This window comes from Bacillus sp. FJAT-42315 (assembly GCF_002797375.1).
Lineage (GTDB): Bacteria > Bacillota > Bacilli > Bacillales > Domibacillaceae > Bacillus_CE.
Window position 1 is genome coordinate 2,696,984 of the sequence record NZ_KZ454941.1, and the last position, 15,332, is coordinate 2,712,315.

Sequence of the window (15,332 nt, forward strand, 5' to 3'; positions counted from 1 at the left end):
GTCACTCCCGCTGCCTTTGCTTGATCATGAAGCTTTAATACACGATCCGTTGCATGACCAATATGACCACCGAGATCGACACAATGCACACCTGCCGAAATAGCTGCCTTCGCTACACTTTCATTAAAAGAGTAAAAAAGAGCATTCACTACAATATCATGTCTGCCCATCATATGAATTAATTGTTCCTCTTTTGTTGCATTCACAAATGCTACTCCTAGCTTCGACGACTGTAAGCTACTACAGATTTTTTTCGCTTTTTCCATATCCATATCAGCAAGTGTCACCTTCAACACCCGTTCACTATTCACTAAATCCCTCGCCACCTCCTTCCCCATTAACCCTGCTCCTAACACTAATACGCGCATATAAATTCCTCCTTTATTTTCGGAAGTGTTTATTGTTGCGTCGTTCAGTTATTCTAATGTGAGAATCGACTTTAGTCCTTCCCTATTAAAGTATATACTTACTTATTCCCAGTTATTTCTCTTTAACAAACCTAAAAAAACATTTCTGAAAAATGTAACCTTTCGTCGTTCTTTCCGTTATGTTAATGAGGGAGGTTGATCGATGTCGATTGAAGATTTATATCGCACTTATTTTCAAGGTTTATATACTTACCTTCTCTCTCTTTCCCGTAATTCTCATGTCGCTGAGGAGCTTTTGCAAGAAACCTTTTACCGTGCTTATATTCATCTGGACAGTTATCAGGGTGAAAATCCTAAGCCATGGCTATTTAAAATTGCTTATCACGCATTTATTGACTGGACACGAAGCGAAAAGAAGCGGTACCAACAAGAAATGACAGAAACGATGCTACCAACTGTTCAGAGTACTGAACAAACTGTTTTGACTCAAGCAAAAATTAATGACTGGCTTCTTATTCTCCAGCAATTTCCTTTAACGAAAAGGCATGCTATTTTACTACGTGATTATTATGGGTTTTCTTATGAGGAAATTGCTGAGTTTTTAAACTTGACCACCGCGAACGTAAAAGTCATTTTGCATCGTACTAGAAAAGAGGTAAGAAAAAGACTGGGGGAAGAAGATTGATGGAAAAAGATTCATGCCAACATTTTCGAAGTTTATTAAAAAAGGAGGAACTTTCACAAGAAGAAGACCAACAGTTAATTGAACATATCGAAACATGTATCCACTGCCAGAATTATATCGATATGACCGAAAAGAACGAGCCTATACCAGCTTTACCAAACGAGAGAAACATCTTACGAAAAGCGAAGTGGAAACAGCGTTGGAATCAACTATCTTTTCTGCTCGGTATTGTTGTGTTTGTGTACCTTGTCGGTAGTATTTTTTCAGCCCTTTATTACGGAATTGGCGATCGTGGGGAGAGAATTAATGCGGTGTCTAGTCTAGCATTTCAAGCACTAAATCCTGGGCTTGAAGTCGGCTCAAGCACTACGAAGATCGGTACACTCTTTAACCAGCAACGAGTAGCCGAGTTACAAAAAACGATTGGCAGAGAGCAACATTCAGTTGGAAAATTGCATACAAACGCACGATTTTCCTTTGTGAATCAATCTATTGAATGGAATAACGGCAGCATGAAAGATCAGTTTGCCTTTGTTCATCCAGATTATCATGAAAAATTAGAAGATGATATTCAAAAAGAATATTGGGAAGTGTTAGAAAAGCTACCTGAAGGCACCGTCACTGAGTTGGCTATTTCTTTTACACACACGCTGACAGTAGAAGAAGTGTATAAGGAGATCAATAAAGAAGCTTTAAACGAAGATTTATATGACATCACTTGGTACGCACTAGATACAGGCTATGAATATAAGAGAAAGACAGATGACCCCTTTCTAATTCGCGAGCAAATCTTTGGATTCCCTTCAAACATTGAGCTCTATCCAAATAGAGAAGAGTATAGCGATGAAACACTAGAAGAAGACGTAGTCAAAATGATGAAGTTACTAAAGGATCATCAAAAGTGGGTCGAACCATTTTATAATAGTGGAGAAAATCAAGAAATAAAATTAAACGAACGGTACGAATATGTAAAGAAAAACAGTGTAAAGACATATGGAATTGTAATAACCGGCCCTACGAAGGAACTATTAAAACTAAAAGACGGCCCCTTTATTCGTTTCGTTACAGTCGGAGAAACAGAACTTTGGAACTGGTACTCTCCTCATTTTCAAGGACAAAGGTTTTCCTACTAAAAACGAATCGTCCGATGGCTTGTTCTCCATCGGACGATTGATTACTTTTCTGTTAGTCAAACCTAGTCACTTCACAAGCATTTTTCGCATCTTGCACAGTTTTCACTGGAATCACTTCTGCTGGCATACAAGAAATATATACTTCTGCTTCTTCGTTAGCTCCTTTTTTTTCATCAAAGGAAAAGGATACTTCCGCTGTACTCGTTAGTTTATGTACTTCGTGAACAAGTTGATAAATTTGTTCCCACTGCTGCTCTGAATCATTAAAAACCCCTGCTTTACTCACCTCTACCCACATGAAAGCACCGGCTTCTTGATAAGTCGGAATCGTTGGCCCCTCTACTAATTCGCCGCTTTGACCATAAGCTGTACCGACATACCAATCTTTTAATTTCGGAAAGTTTTTTCTAACTGCTGGCTCGACGTCTTCTTGAAACTCTCTTTGCCACACACCTTCTGGATAATCATCCATTATTGCGTCTTCACTTTCTTTTCTTGCATTAAAGGCCATCGATTGATCTTTAGCTGGTGAAAAAATCGCGCCATAGACTCTTTCTTCCTCATCAAAAAACGTACTATTCAAAACAAAAGACTCGTCATATCTCTCTTCAAGATATTGCTGAAGCTCATTTGCCACTTGCTTCTCTTTCCAAGGTAAGCCGTTAAAATACGCATAAACGAAGCTTCCGATACAACTAAGTAATATCAGACTAACTACTAAAAATTTTTTTCTGCTCTTTTTCATTCATTCTCCCCACTTTGACAAGCTGTTTGCCATTCTCGATACGCTTCTTCCTTGTCGTACCCACTAAACAGCCGATAATCTTCCTTATCTAAAATGCGAAAATGACCGCTAATCACATTCTGCTGTAAACGAACACCGTGACAGGACTCCACTTCTCGCCACCAAACACGCCCTCCCATCGTTTTCTCTTTTGGCGTACTAATGCTGTTGTGAGCAATTGTCTCAACCATCTCCACTGGATCATCACCGAGGCATCCTTGCAGAATTTCACTTTCCCGAAATAACGCACATAAAGCGACAACCGTTGTCCAGCCAGCCAACGTTCTTCCTTTTTCAATTTGCACAAGCGTCTTTTTAGACATGCCAAGCACTTCTGACATTTTATCTTGCGTATAGCCTTTTTCTGTGCGAATCAGTTTGAGCTTACCGGACAATAATTCATTTACTTGTTGCTTATCCATTTGTATCACCTTCATTCCTTTTGGTGCAAGGGTCGTTCAAAAACTTCTACGAGCCTCTATCGCTATCTGCAACTTATTAAACAATCTTTACTAGTGTAATTTTATACTAAAATAGAAAATATTCCAATATAAAAAGCACCTAATTTAGGTGCTCATTCTTCCTTATTGATCCAATTAGGTGCGAGAAATACTCCAGTCACTACTAGCAAACAGCCAATCTTTTGCCAGAAATGCTTTTCAACAGGAAGCGAATAGCTACAAAAGGTAAGAATGACACCAACAACGGCCAGTATGGATCCGAAAATCATTCGTTTTGGCATCCTACATCCCCTCCGCTTTTTTAGGCCCTTCCTCAATTCGCAGCTTTTTCTGTCTAACACGACCATTCCATGAAAAATTCGTCCATATTCTTAACAGTTGTTCTATTGGTCCTCTTTTGAACCTTCTCAAGTAATAATGACTGGCGATTGCTTGTAGAGCATAAATCATGACCGCTAACACTATCCCCCAGATCATGCCTAATTTCCCAAATAATCCGAAACCATAGCCATAAAAAATCGTCGTACAAATCACGGTCTGCATTAAATAATTCGTTAACGACAACTTGCCAACACTTTCAAATGCGGCAGGAAATATCTTATTGGGCTTCCTTGTATAGAGCAGAGCAAACAGAAAAATATACCCGAGTGCTAACAAGCTGGCTCCAAGCATTTCAGCCACACCACTCCAAGCCGATTCGCTGACGTGTGGAATGACCTTTAGTGCAATACCGATTGGCAACATAAGTAGCGAGCCTTTTATGTATAGCGATCGCTCCTTTTGCAAGTGAACAAATGCGTTCGCTTTTGCCGCAAACATCCCAAATAAAAAGAGCGGAGCCGTAAGTAAGGGAGCCAAAATCAATATAACTACATAAAAAGCATCCGGTAAATTGAGTGGATCTTCATTATTACGATGGGCCTTAATTTCAGAATAACTACCGCTACTATAGATTGTTTTTGTTTCTTCAACATATTCAGCCATGATCTTTTTATCCTCGGCTGACTCTTCCATGTTTCCATATCCCAAAAATGACATGAGAATTAATAAAGATGTTCCCCAAATAAGTAGCGTCTTTTTACTACGATTCATAAACAACAAGAGAAAAAAGCCCATGAAACCATAAAAGAAGAGAATATCTCCTTCCCATAAGAAAGTGGAGTGTAAAAGCCCCGCGCACACCAAGAATAAAAATCGTCTGACAAAATATCGTTTTAACGGTACTCCTTTACGCTCCAAACTTTCCTTCATTTTAATCATCGAATAGCCAAATAAAAACGTAAAGATTGGCATAAAGCTGCCTTCAACTAATACTTTGACTAGTTTATAGGCTCCTAAATCAGCTGCTGATAACGAATAAAAACCGATTTCGTCCTTTCCCCAAATCCCATATTGAAAGATCAGCATATTGGCTAATAAAATCCCTAATAAACTAAAGCCTCTCATGCCATCAATCGCCGAAACTCTATATTTATCCATGAAATTCTCCTCACATGCGTTGATACTATTAATTTACACAAGAAAGGTTTCTTGGAAAGAAACAATAGATTAACATTTCATAAACTCTTTCTCTTCTGTTCAAGTTCTCGTAATGTTCATATGCTACTATAAGAAACGAGGTGTATAGAAATGGAAACAAGAAACATATTGCTCGTTGATGATGAAAAAGCGATTGTGAAAATGATTGAAACCGTTTTGCGAAAAGAAGGATTTGAACATATTTATACCGCACACACTGCAAACGAGGCGCTAGCTATATTAGAAAAAAGACAGATTGACTTAATTGTGCTTGATGTGATGTTACCTGATTATAGCGGGTTTGAATTATGCCCTAAAATTCGAGAAATATCAGAAGCCTATATTTTATTTGTCACAGCGAAAGTATCCGATCTAGATGTATTGACCGGGTTTGCTATTGGTGGAGATGACTATGTCACGAAGCCGTTTAACCCGTTGGAGATCGCCGCGAGAATTAAAGCTCATTTTCGCAGAATTTCATCCGTTGAAACATTACCAACAGCGAACAAAAAGAAAACATTTAACTTTGGAAGGTTTTTAGTAGATGAAGACAAAGGGGAATTATTAGTAGATGGTCAAGCTGTTTCATGCCCAACCCAAGTCTATTTACTTTTGTTGTATTTTTGTAAGCATCCAAATAAAGTCTTCTCTAAATCTGAACTACTTGAAGCGGTTTGGGGCTATAACCATTACGTCGATGACAATACGGTATCCGTTCATATAAGACGAATTAGAGAACGAATTGAAGAAGATCCAAGCCGACCGCAATTTTTAGTAACCGTCCGCGGTCTTGGTTACAAACTGGTTAAAGGAAAAATGACATGAAATCATTAAGAAGAAGACTGATTTGGCATTTTTCCATACAATTTATTACGTTAACAATTACAATTATTGTAATTGTTTTCGCTTTATTATTCCTATTACTTCAGCATTTAGCTGATGAAGAAGTAAAAAGAAATTTCCCAGTAGGGGTATTAGAAAACATCACAATAGAAACCACCATAGAGAATAACATAGCTAACATCGATGAAAAATGGGAAGCAAGACTAAAGCAAAGAAACATGTGGCTACAAATCATCAATCATAAAGGTGAAGTGATCGGATCAATCAACTCCCCTACTACCTTGCCTAAAACATATACAGTCAATGATATTTTACAAATAGAAGAAACGAAACAATTTCATGAGTATACAGTATTAGCAGAAATAGATGATACTTATGAGCACCCAATGATTTACGTGATTGGATATAAAGATAAACAGCAAAATATGCTAGAAGAGCTAGTCGCAACTTATAGTACAAAGGGGAAAATATCCAAAATTAACAAAGAAGAATTAGAAAAGAAATTAAGCCAAATCAATGGATCTCTTCATATCATTGATGAACATGGGAAGATTATATTCGCTGCTGGGAACCCAATGAAGAAGCGGAAATATGATCCACTAGATATTTTATCTCAAAAAATGATGCCAGGCACTTATTCCACAGTAACAGCTACTTATGACGATCCGTATTCTAATCAAACATGGATTTTGCATACACCAAAAAACAAAGAAAAATATGAAAAGTTATCGATTTTAGAAGAATTATTAATAGGATTTGGACTTATCGGGGCGTTTTTTTTGCTCATTACACTTAGTCTATCCTTTTGGAATGGATTCCGTTATGGTCGCCCATTACTCTTATTCACTAGTTGGCTAGAACGAATGGAGCAAGGCAACTATGATGAGGTACTCACAACAAAAGAACGAAAAAAAATCTTCCGAAAGAACGGCAAGATCAAAACCCGCTATCGTTTGTACAAAGAAGTGATCAATGCCTTTTATGCGATGGCAGAAAAGCTCGATTCATCAGTAAAGGAGCGAGCTAAACTAGAAAAAACGCGAGAAGAATGGATGACAGGTATATCCCATGACCTTCGTACCCCGCTATCTACTATCCAAGGGTATGGACATTTATTAGAAAGCGGCCAATATCATTGGTCGAAAGAAGAACTGGAAGAAATGGGGCAAACCATTCGCGAAAAGGGTGAATATATGCTTCATTTAATTGAAGACTTTTCACTTGCCTTCCAGTTAAAAAATAATGAACTTCATTTGGCAAAAGAAACGCTTGAAGTGAATCAGCTCCTTGCAGCCATTACGTCTAAGTTTATTCACGATCGAACATTGCAAGATTATCATTTTCATTTCGAACCTATAATGACACAGGTAGAGATAGAAGCCGATCGAAAGTGGTTTGAGCGCATGATGGATAATTTAATCTTTAATGCGATCAAGCATAATCCAAGCGGAACAACTGTAACGATTCGCCTCCCCCACTCAAAAGACGGCTTACACATTTGGATTGAAGATAATGGTGTCGGCATGGATGAAGACACGATGGAACAATTATTTGAACGCTACTACCGCGGAACAAATACAGACGAACGAATGGAAGGTGCTGGACTTGGCATGAGCATTGCCAAACAAATCGCCACTCTTCACGGTGCTATAGTAAATGTTCGCTCACAAGTTGGAAAAGGAACTATTGTAGAAATCTACTTTCCAAAAAGCTGAATTCTTTCGTAAAAAACCGAATAAAAACTAGCGACCTCAAGAGTGAAGTCGCTAGTTTTTATTCAAATATCACAACCTTCATCTGTACAAGTGGAACCTGTCGTTTTTGTTGACAAATCCGTTAGAACAGGGCTTGCATTTTCTTCTTCCCATACTTTTTGCAAAGCACTTAAGAAAGCTTCAGGCGGTTGAGCACCTGAAATAGCATATTTCTCATTAATGACAAAAAACGGAACACCTTGCACACCGAGCTTTCGTGCTAAATTCTCATCCGCTCTTACTTCTTCAGAGAAGCGATCACTTACAAGTAGCGCTTGCACACTCTCTTCGTGTAGTCCTACTTCTTTTGCTAATTCCACAAGTATAGTTTGATCATTCACGTTCATTGAGTCGGTGAAGTATGCTTTTAATAGGCGTTCGACCATTTCTTTTTCTTTGCCTTGGTCCTTCGCGTATTTAGCGAGTCGATGAGCGTGAAACGTATTCACTGATCGCATATTGTCAAAATTAAATGGTAATCCTATTTCAGCTGCTTGACGGCTAATATTTTCCGTCATTTGTTTCGCTTGCTCTATGCTCGTTCCATACTTTGCAGCTAATGCTTCATGAATCTGTTGTTCATTTTCTTGCTTAGCATTCGGATCAAGCTCATAGCTTTTATACACGACTTCTACTTCGTCTTTATGTGGAAACTGCTCCAAAGCCTTTTCTAACCGACGCTTTCCAATATAACAGAAAGGGCAAACAAAATCAGACCATATTTCAATTTTCATTCTTACACCCCTTTTCATCGTTTCTCGCTCATTTTAGCATACTCCCATAGGTTTTTATGCTTCTTATGCTTACATAAAAAAAGAGAAGCTCATCGCTTCTCTTTTTTCCACTTACTTATTCAGCATCTACAACTGTTACTTCCTTCATCATATCGCCATTTTTCATCGCAAGAACTGTTTCAAGTCCAGACGTCACTTTTCCAAATACAGTATGAACGCCATTTAAATGTGGTTGCGGCTCGTGAACGATAAAGAATTGGCTGCTACCTGTGTCTTTTCCAGCATGAGCCATCGAAAGACTTCCTGCTTCATGCTTATGAGGGTTGCCTTCTGTTTCACATTTAATCGTTGTACCGCTACCGCCAGCACCTGTACCTGTCGGATCTCCCCCTTGGCTCACAAAGCCTGGGATGACACGGTGGAAAACTACACCATTGTAAAAGCCTTCATTCGCTAACTTCTCAAAGTTGGCTACTGTATTCGGTGCTTCATTTGGGAATAAATCAAATTCGATTTTTTCACCGTTTTCCATAATGATCGTTCCTTTTTTTGCCATAATATCGTCTCCTTATGTAGTAGTTTTCAGTTTCTACTATAACGGACAGACGCACGAAAGAAAAGCTTAAGCCATTTCTTTTTTAAATGAGAAGGAAGCCGATTAAAAAGCTAGTGAATACCACAATGGACAAAACAATCAGATTGACTTTAATCATCCGCTTAGTGTGGCCTTCCCATTTACTTACGGGGCGTTGATCCACTTTTCGGACTTGAATGGCATGCATAATATTGAAGAAGAATATAGCAAAAAGGTAGATAATAATCATGATAGGAACACTTTGACTAAATGCCATTTTTATATCTGTCCCGAAAGTGAGAAAAGCATTCAAAAGAAACAGACACCCTATTAACAATTGAGACACCCCTTGATACCGTTGCTGTTTCCTCCATTCTTCTCCCATCTTTCCCTTCTCATATTCAATCAAGCGCCGCATTTTCTTTGACACAAAATACAAAGATGGAACTCGTTTTAAAACAACCACTCCCCCTTCAAAAAACATAAAGCCTGCAAGCAACAGAAAAAAAGTGGATTGCTTCATTCCAGAAGTGCCGAATAAAAAAAGGATGACTAAATAAACAGACATAAGGACATTTAATAAAATTAATTGAAACATTCGTAATTGGATTAAATCTTCTTTTTTCATTTTCTCTCCCTCCTCTCCTTCCACCTTACTACAAATGGTCAAAAATGGATATAATTCAACAACCACTTCTCGAACAACCAAATAAAAGTTTCTACTTATCTACTAATTTAATATATAATAGAAATAAATTTAGATATTTACTCACTGTTTTTTTACATTTTTATCTAAAAAAATACTTTCCAAAGGAAGCCATTATATAAGCTTATGAATATTTCTTTAAGACATTTATTTCTGTTCATTGCCCTAATTTCGATTATTTTCACCTTGACTAGTGGTGTAGTAGCAAGTTACCAAATGTCTCAAAATACTTTAATAAAGCAGACGTTAGAAACAAATCAAGTATATGCTCAGAAGTTAGCCAACTCGACCGATGTATTTTTACAATCAACCTTACAAACATTAGCAACTAGTGCTGAAGAACTAGCCCCTTATATGAAGGAGAATAATGAACCGTATCTTTCAAAAGAGGCCAACCGCTTAAAAAATCAAACAGATACATTTAATGCGGTGCTCATTTTAGATCATACGGGAAAGGTTCTCGTAAATGCGCCAGAAACAGTAGATTTAGTTGATCGACCACTTAGCTCTTCTGGAGGAAAACAAGCGTTAAAATTGAAAAAACCGCTCATTTCTAAACCGTACATCTCTTTAACGAATAAACTAGTGATTTTTATTTCTTATCCTATTTTTGATAAAAATGGTCAGTATCTTGGGTTAGTCGGGGGATCTCTTTATTTAAAAGAAATGAATATTCTTTATGAGTTTTTAGGGGAACATTTTTATAAAGATGGATCGTATGTATATGTTGTAGACGAAGATGGGCAAATTATTTACCATCCAGAACAAGAACGAATCGGAGATATAGCAACTGACAACCCTGTCGTTAAACGGGTAATCTTAGGCCTAAGTGGCTCACAACGCCTTGTCAATACGAAAGGTAAAGATATGTTAGCAGGCTATGCTTATATTCCAACCGCTAAATGGGGGACTGTCGCTCAACAACCGACGAATATCGCTCTCGCTCCATCTAAAGAGATGGTGAAGGAAATGCTCTTTACATCGTTGCCGCTGATCTTAGTGTCCATCCTATTTATTTGGTTCCTTTCCAAGCGAATTTCTAAACCGTTACAACAGCTTGCTTATCATGCGGAGCATAGTACAGAACAAAACCAAGAACAAAGTATTAAAAATATTCATACGTGGTACTATGAAGCGATTCAGCTAAAAAAAGCATTGGTATTTAGTTTTTCCGCTTTACATGACAAAGTGAATGACTTCATGTATCAATCAACAACTGATCCGTTAACGAAGCTTTATAATCGCCGAACGCTGAATACGTATATGAGTGAATGGATAGAGCAGCAGCAATCGTTTTCACTCCTTCTTATAGACATTGATCATTTTAAGCAAGTGAATGATACTTACGGACACACGGTTGGAGATGAAGTTCTGCTGTTTTTAGCACAACAAATGCAGGAAATTGCCAGAGTAGACGATATTTGCTGTCGTTACGGAGGAGAAGAATTTGTTCTCCTGCTGCCCAAAACAAATGAAGAAGAAGCTTATCAACTAGCCGAAAAGCTTCGAAATACAATTGAAAACACAGTCAGTCCTTGTGGAAAAAACTTGACCATCTCTATAGGAGTTTCTACTTTTCCTCATCACGCAAAGACAGTTGAAACATTGTTTAATCAAGCTGATGAATGCTTATACTTAGCAAAAAACTTAGGAAGAAATCAAACGGTCACTTATAAGCAACTGTGTCAGGTCTAAATAGCTCTAAAAGGGTGACTGTAACAGCAATCATTTCTTCTGCTGTCGAGTCACCCTTTTTCTTGAAAATAGAATTATGTTCTATTAGTCAACGCTTGCTCAAGGTCTTGCCAAATATCTTGTTTCGCTTCAAGACCGACAGACAGACGGATGAGTTGGTCGGTAATGCCCATTTGTTCTCGAATTTCTTTCGGTATACTAGAATGTGTCATCGTCGCCGGGTGCTGAATTAGCGTTTCTGTATCTCCTAAGCTGACAGCAATTTTAATAAGCGATAGCTTGTTTAGTACAGCTTGAGCTTCTTCTTTGCTACCATCAATTTCAAATGAAATTAACCCTCCGCCGGCTTTCATTTGTTTGTTCATAATCGCGTAGTCTTTGCTTTCTGCGTCCCCTGGATAGAACACTCTTTTCACGAAGGAGTGTTGCTTTAATTGTTCAGCAATATAGGCTGCGTTTTCACAATGACGATCCATTCGAACAGGCAATGTTTTCATTCCTCTTAACAATAGCCAAGCATCAAATGGAGAAATTACTCCACCAATATCTTTTAATGTCGTCATCGCCACTTGCTGTATAAACGCTTGTTTCCCAGCGGCCAGACCCGCAATGACATCGCCATGACCACCAATAAATTTCGTTGCACTATGAAGCACGACGTCACATCCAGATTGTAGCGGCTGTTGTAAGTAAGGAGAGGAAAAAGTGTTATCAACGACCACTGGAATATCCTTTTCCTGCGCTACTTTCGCCACCATCTCTAAATCAATCAACTTCATCGTAGGGTTAATTGGCGTTTCGATGTAAATACAAGCTGTTTCAGTTCGAATTAGTTGGCGAATTTGTTCCTCTGTGTCCATCTCACAAAAATCATGAGCAATCGCATATTTCTCTTTCATCAACTCCAACAAACCAAATGTGCAACCGTAAATACCTTGCGAACATATAATATGGTCTCCCGCTTTTGTTAAGGAAAATAAAATTGCCGACACAGCTGCCATCCCTGAACCAAAAGCAAGCCCCGCTTCCGCTCCTTCAAGCTCTGCAATCCGCTCCTCTAACGCTCGTACGGTCGGGTTACCTAGTCTTGAATAAATATATCCTTCTTCTTCACCCGCAAACCGCTTCTCCCCTTGCTCCGCGCTATCAAAAGTAAAAGTAGAGGTTTGAAAAATCGGTGTCGACAAACTACCTAAATGCTCCTTGGCATCATAGCCCACATGAATAATCGAAGTTTCCATATTTTTATATCTTTTGTTCATTGTATTTCGCCCCTTCACCAAGTTGTTCATCTTTTCTAAATTATCTTACTATTGATAGTATATCGCAAAAATAAACAGAACGCTCTTATTGATCATATAAAAAGGAGTGCCGTTTTTATATGATCAATAAGAGCGTTGCACATGTATATAATTTATGAGAAGACGGTCAAGTTATGATGCCTCTTCAAGAAACATTCTGGAGTCCATTATACGGACAAGTAACAGATAAATTCGGGATAACTTGGCAAGTTTCAACGCAAGCTACTAACGATAAATAATTTAATCATCAAATCTCCATAAAAAACACGATCCTTTTATCAAAAATAGATAAAAGGATCGTGTGAAAAATAATAGTTAATTTTATTATTAATTTATACATCCATCTTTTTTACTTTTTTCCAAACTTCCTCAATATTCTTCATTTTATTATCCCAGCAAGCTTGACTTAAATCGACGGGATATTCTTCCGGGTTTAAAGAACGCTTATATTCTTTCCATAAAAGCTGTAAGTTTTCTTTCGCATATTGTTGAATCTCTTTAATTTCCGGCAACTGATAAACAAGCTCTCCATCAACAAAGATTTGTTCATGAAGCTCTTTCGCTTCAAAATTGGTCACAAATTTAGAGATGAACGTATGGACAGGGTGAAACATTTTCAGACGCTTTTCTTCTTGCGGGCTCTCATCTTGCATCGCAATGTAGTCACCCTCAGCTTTTCCGTTCGCTTTATTAATGATACGATACACTCGCTTCAAGCCAGGAGTGGTTACCTTTTCTGGATTGCCAGAAATTTTGATCGTATCCTCCATCTCTCCTTGTTCGTTTTCAATCGATACCAGTTTATATACAGCCCCTAAAGCCGCTTGATCAAAGGCAGTAATCAGCTTCGTTCCGATTCCCCAGCTATCGATTTGTGCCCCTTCTGCCTTTAAGTTCATAATCGTATACTCATCAAGATCATTCGAGGCAATAATTTTCGCTTGAGGGAATCCTGCGTCATCTAGCATTTTTCTCGCTTTTTTTGATAAATAGGCTAAATCTCCACTATCTAAACGAATACCGATGAAGTTGATACGATTTCCCAGCTCTTTTGCCACTTTAATCGCGGTCGGCACTCCTGATTTCAACGTATCATATGTATCCACTAAAAAGACGCAATTTTTATGGCGTTCAGCATACTTATGAAAAGCGATATATTCATCTTTATACGTTTGAACAAGAGCGTGGGCATGTGTGCCTGAGACCGGAATGCCAAATAGTTTCCCAGCTCTAACATTGCTTGTTCCTTCAAAACCGCCGATAAAAGCAGCTCGCGTTCCCCAAATGGCCGCGTCCATTTCCTGTGCACGACGACTTCCAAATTCCATCGCTGCTTCTTCGCCAACGACTTGTTTGATTCTTGAGGCTTTCGTCGCAATGAGTGTTTGGTAATTCACAATGTTTAACAAGGCTGTTTCAATAATTTGCGCCTCAGCAAGGGAAGCTTCTACCCGAAGAATCGGTTCGTTTCCAAATACAAGCTCTCCTTCTTTCATAGAATAGATTGTGCCAGTGAACCTCATCTGTTGCAAGTAGGCGAGAAAATCTTCCTCGTAACCAACCTCTTTGCGTAAATAGTCAATGTCACTATCAGTGAACTTAAAATTTTGCAAGTAGGCCACGATTCGTTCTAACCCGGCAAAAACGGCATAGCCGTTCCCAAATGGAAGCTTTCTGAAATACAATTCAAATACCGCTTTTTTGTCGTGAATGCCATCGTTCCAATACGTTTCTGCCATATTAATTTGATATAAGTCTGTATGTAATGCTAGCCCATCATCTTGGTATCTTTTACTCATATTTATACCCTCCAAATTTAAATCGTTCCTTTTATTTATAAATACTTTTAACTGGTACATGTTCATTAAAGCGATAGAGCTTTGTTTTATACTTCGAATTTCTTTGCGTCGTCTTTGGTTGACCGTTTTCTAATGTGACAAGTTCAAGAAACGGAAGGCTCGGTGCTTTCCGCCAAAAAAACGGTTCCGATTTTACGACTTCATCGACGATTTCTTCTGATACACTCAAAATCACATTTCGCAATTCTGACAGTGTAAACTCTTGCGGAAGAAATTCTTTTGCCAGCGTCGTTTGTAGCATATCTACTTGAATCATTCGTAGGGCATCTTCAACGATCGCTTTATGATCAAAAGCGAGCGGTAATTCCAGCGCTTCTTGAACGTGAAATAATTGAACATCTACTGCATCATCACCGGCTTTTCTCTCAGCAAGCAAATGCTCTGGCACGACCGCATAATGAGCATTCGTAATCATCCATCCTCTAGGATCTCTTCCCTCTTTATCATAAACTCCGTAATGCTTCAAATGAATACCACGAATACCGGTCTCTTCTTCTAACTCTCTCAGCGCCGCATCGAAGGCTGTTTCGTGAGGTCCGACAAAACCTCCTGGAAGCGCCCACTTGCCTCCTTCTATATTCGGGTGGCCTTCCGCATTTTCCACCGCTCGTTTAATTAACAAAATGCTTAGTGAACGTCCTAACTCTACCTTTTCATTTCGAGTAATCGTAAAAATCACAATATCACTCGTATACCCATCAGGCGTACGATACTTTTTTATATCATATGCCTCTAGTGCCTCTTGATCACTGATGAACTCTTTTGACAAAACAATCCACCTCAATACTTTCCCTCTAAATAATGATTAACGATTAGTTAATCAAAAAATACTATATATACATTAAAAAAGCAAGTTTTGTTTTAATTTTCTGTTTTTTATACAATTAAAAAATCCACAGAACTTTTCATACGTTCTG

Annotated in this window: 16 protein-coding genes and 1 pseudogene; 6 read left to right on the top strand and 11 right to left on the bottom strand. The window is 38.3% G+C overall.

Annotated features, from left to right (window positions below):
* The coding region (locus CEF22_RS13195) for a saccharopine dehydrogenase NADP-binding domain-containing protein (protein WP_198508109.1) at window positions 1-368 on the bottom strand (368 nt) is incomplete at its 3' end.
* A gap of 202 nt (window positions 369-570) precedes the next feature.
* Between CEF22_RS13195 and CEF22_RS13200 the strand changes: the two genes are divergently transcribed.
* Window positions 571-1,053, top strand: a complete 483-nt coding sequence (locus CEF22_RS13200) for an RNA polymerase sigma factor (RefSeq protein ID WP_100403227.1) — start codon at window positions 571-573, stop codon at window positions 1,051-1,053.
* Complete coding sequence (locus CEF22_RS13205) at window positions 1,053-2,186, top strand: anti-sigma factor (RefSeq protein ID WP_100403230.1); 1,134 nt, start codon at window positions 1,053-1,055, stop codon at window positions 2,184-2,186. The genes CEF22_RS13200 and CEF22_RS13205 overlap by 1 nt, the downstream gene beginning before the upstream one ends.
* 52 nt (window positions 2,187-2,238) lie before the next feature.
* Here the strand turns inward: CEF22_RS13205 and CEF22_RS13210 are convergent, their stop codons facing one another.
* The 4 genes from CEF22_RS13210 to CEF22_RS13220 all read right to left on the bottom strand — a co-directional run bounded on the left by CEF22_RS13210 (window position 2,239) and on the right by CEF22_RS13220 (window position 4,910).
* Window positions 2,239-2,931, bottom strand: a complete 693-nt coding sequence (locus CEF22_RS13210) for a hypothetical protein (RefSeq protein WP_100403231.1) — start codon at window positions 2,929-2,931, stop codon at window positions 2,239-2,241.
* The gene (locus CEF22_RS13215; protein ID WP_100403232.1) at window positions 2,928-3,392 is read right to left on the bottom strand and encodes a helix-turn-helix transcriptional regulator; all 465 of its coding nucleotides are present in this window, start codon (window positions 3,390-3,392) and stop codon (window positions 2,928-2,930) included. The genes CEF22_RS13210 and CEF22_RS13215 overlap by 4 nt, the downstream gene beginning before the upstream one ends.
* Window positions 3,393-3,544: 152 nt before the next feature.
* Window positions 3,545-3,712: a hypothetical protein gene (locus CEF22_RS18555; RefSeq protein ID WP_157843233.1), complete on the bottom strand. Its 168-nt coding sequence runs from the start codon at window positions 3,710-3,712 to the stop codon at window positions 3,545-3,547.
* A gap of 1 nt (window position 3,713) precedes the next feature.
* On the bottom strand, window positions 3,714-4,910 hold the full coding sequence (locus tag CEF22_RS13220) for a DUF418 domain-containing protein (RefSeq protein WP_100403228.1): 1,197 nt from the start codon (window positions 4,908-4,910) through the stop codon (window positions 3,714-3,716).
* Between the two features lie 150 nt (window positions 4,911-5,060).
* Between CEF22_RS13220 and CEF22_RS13225 the strand changes: the two genes are divergently transcribed.
* Together CEF22_RS13225 and CEF22_RS13230 are read left to right on the top strand one after the other, a co-directional pair.
* On the top strand, window positions 5,061-5,774 hold the full coding sequence (locus CEF22_RS13225; protein ID WP_100403229.1) for a response regulator transcription factor: 714 nt from the start codon (window positions 5,061-5,063) through the stop codon (window positions 5,772-5,774).
* Window positions 5,771-7,507: a sensor histidine kinase gene (locus CEF22_RS13230; protein ID WP_100403233.1), complete on the top strand. Its 1,737-nt coding sequence runs from the start codon at window positions 5,771-5,773 to the stop codon at window positions 7,505-7,507. The genes CEF22_RS13225 and CEF22_RS13230 overlap by 4 nt, the downstream gene beginning before the upstream one ends.
* Before the next feature lie 62 nt (window positions 7,508-7,569).
* Here CEF22_RS13230 and CEF22_RS13235 read toward each other — a convergent pair whose 3' ends face one another.
* From CEF22_RS13235 to CEF22_RS13245, 3 genes are all read right to left on the bottom strand, one after another.
* The gene (locus CEF22_RS13235; RefSeq protein ID WP_100403234.1) at window positions 7,570-8,280 is read right to left on the bottom strand and encodes a DsbA family oxidoreductase; all 711 of its coding nucleotides are present in this window, start codon (window positions 8,278-8,280) and stop codon (window positions 7,570-7,572) included.
* A 115-nt stretch (window positions 8,281-8,395) separates the two neighbouring features.
* Window positions 8,396-8,836 carry a peptidylprolyl isomerase gene (locus tag CEF22_RS13240; RefSeq protein ID WP_095480229.1) on the bottom strand — a complete coding sequence of 147 codons (441 nt, stop codon included), beginning with the start codon at window positions 8,834-8,836 and terminating at the stop codon, window positions 8,396-8,398.
* Between the two features lie 82 nt (window positions 8,837-8,918).
* Complete coding sequence (locus tag CEF22_RS13245; RefSeq protein WP_100403235.1) at window positions 8,919-9,482, bottom strand: hypothetical protein; 564 nt, start codon at window positions 9,480-9,482, stop codon at window positions 8,919-8,921.
* Between the two features lie 294 nt (window positions 9,483-9,776).
* Here CEF22_RS13245 and CEF22_RS13250 point away from each other — a divergent pair, with 294 nt between their 5' ends.
* Window positions 9,777-11,255, top strand: a complete 1,479-nt coding sequence (locus CEF22_RS13250) for a sensor domain-containing diguanylate cyclase (RefSeq protein ID WP_232726122.1) — start codon at window positions 9,777-9,779, stop codon at window positions 11,253-11,255.
* A gap of 74 nt (window positions 11,256-11,329) precedes the next feature.
* Here CEF22_RS13250 and megL read toward each other — a convergent pair whose 3' ends face one another.
* Complete coding sequence (gene megL, locus CEF22_RS13255; protein ID WP_100403237.1) at window positions 11,330-12,517, bottom strand: methionine gamma-lyase; 1,188 nt, start codon at window positions 12,515-12,517, stop codon at window positions 11,330-11,332.
* 158 nt (window positions 12,518-12,675) lie between these two features.
* Between megL and CEF22_RS18560 the strand changes: the two are divergent.
* Window positions 12,676-12,795: pseudogene (locus CEF22_RS18560) on the top strand (VOC family protein); the annotation flags it as partial.
* A 93-nt stretch (window positions 12,796-12,888) separates the two neighbouring features.
* Here the strand turns inward: CEF22_RS18560 and CEF22_RS13260 are convergent.
* Complete coding sequence (locus CEF22_RS13260; RefSeq protein WP_100403238.1) at window positions 12,889-14,355, bottom strand: nicotinate phosphoribosyltransferase; 1,467 nt, start codon at window positions 14,353-14,355, stop codon at window positions 12,889-12,891.
* A 31-nt stretch (window positions 14,356-14,386) separates the two neighbouring features.
* Window positions 14,387-15,184, bottom strand: coding sequence for an NUDIX domain-containing protein (locus CEF22_RS13265; protein ID WP_232726123.1), 798 nt, complete (start codon window positions 15,182-15,184; stop codon window positions 14,387-14,389).
* Window positions 15,185-15,332: the final 148 nt, after the last annotated feature.

Coding starts and splice junctions, on each gene's coding strand:
- CEF22_RS13200 (WP_100403227.1), top strand. CDS start 571: ATGTCGATTGAAGATTTATATCGCACTTATTTTCAAGGTTTATATACT.
- CEF22_RS13205 (WP_100403230.1), top strand. CDS start 1,053: ATGGAAAAAGATTCATGCCAACATTTTCGAAGTTTATTAAAAAAGGAG.
- CEF22_RS13210 (WP_100403231.1), bottom strand. CDS start 2,931: ATGAAAAAGAGCAGAAAAAAATTTTTAGTAGTTAGTCTGATATTACTT.
- CEF22_RS13215 (WP_100403232.1), bottom strand. CDS start 3,392: ATGGATAAGCAACAAGTAAATGAATTATTGTCCGGTAAGCTCAAACTG.
- CEF22_RS18555 (WP_157843233.1), bottom strand. CDS start 3,712: ATGCCAAAACGAATGATTTTCGGATCCATACTGGCCGTTGTTGGTGTC.
- CEF22_RS13220 (WP_100403228.1), bottom strand. CDS start 4,910: ATGGATAAATATAGAGTTTCGGCGATTGATGGCATGAGAGGCTTTAGT.
- CEF22_RS13225 (WP_100403229.1), top strand. CDS start 5,061: ATGGAAACAAGAAACATATTGCTCGTTGATGATGAAAAAGCGATTGTG.
- CEF22_RS13230 (WP_100403233.1), top strand. CDS start 5,771: ATGAAATCATTAAGAAGAAGACTGATTTGGCATTTTTCCATACAATTT.
- CEF22_RS13235 (WP_100403234.1), bottom strand. CDS start 8,280: ATGAAAATTGAAATATGGTCTGATTTTGTTTGCCCTTTCTGTTATATT.
- CEF22_RS13240 (WP_095480229.1), bottom strand. CDS start 8,836: ATGGCAAAAAAAGGAACGATCATTATGGAAAACGGTGAAAAAATCGAA.
- CEF22_RS13245 (WP_100403235.1), bottom strand. CDS start 9,482: ATGAAAAAAGAAGATTTAATCCAATTACGAATGTTTCAATTAATTTTA.
- CEF22_RS13250 (WP_232726122.1), top strand. CDS start 9,777: ATGTCTCAAAATACTTTAATAAAGCAGACGTTAGAAACAAATCAAGTA.
- megL (WP_100403237.1), bottom strand. CDS start 12,517: ATGAACAAAAGATATAAAAATATGGAAACTTCGATTATTCATGTGGGC.
- CEF22_RS13260 (WP_100403238.1), bottom strand. CDS start 14,355: ATGAGTAAAAGATACCAAGATGATGGGCTAGCATTACATACAGACTTA.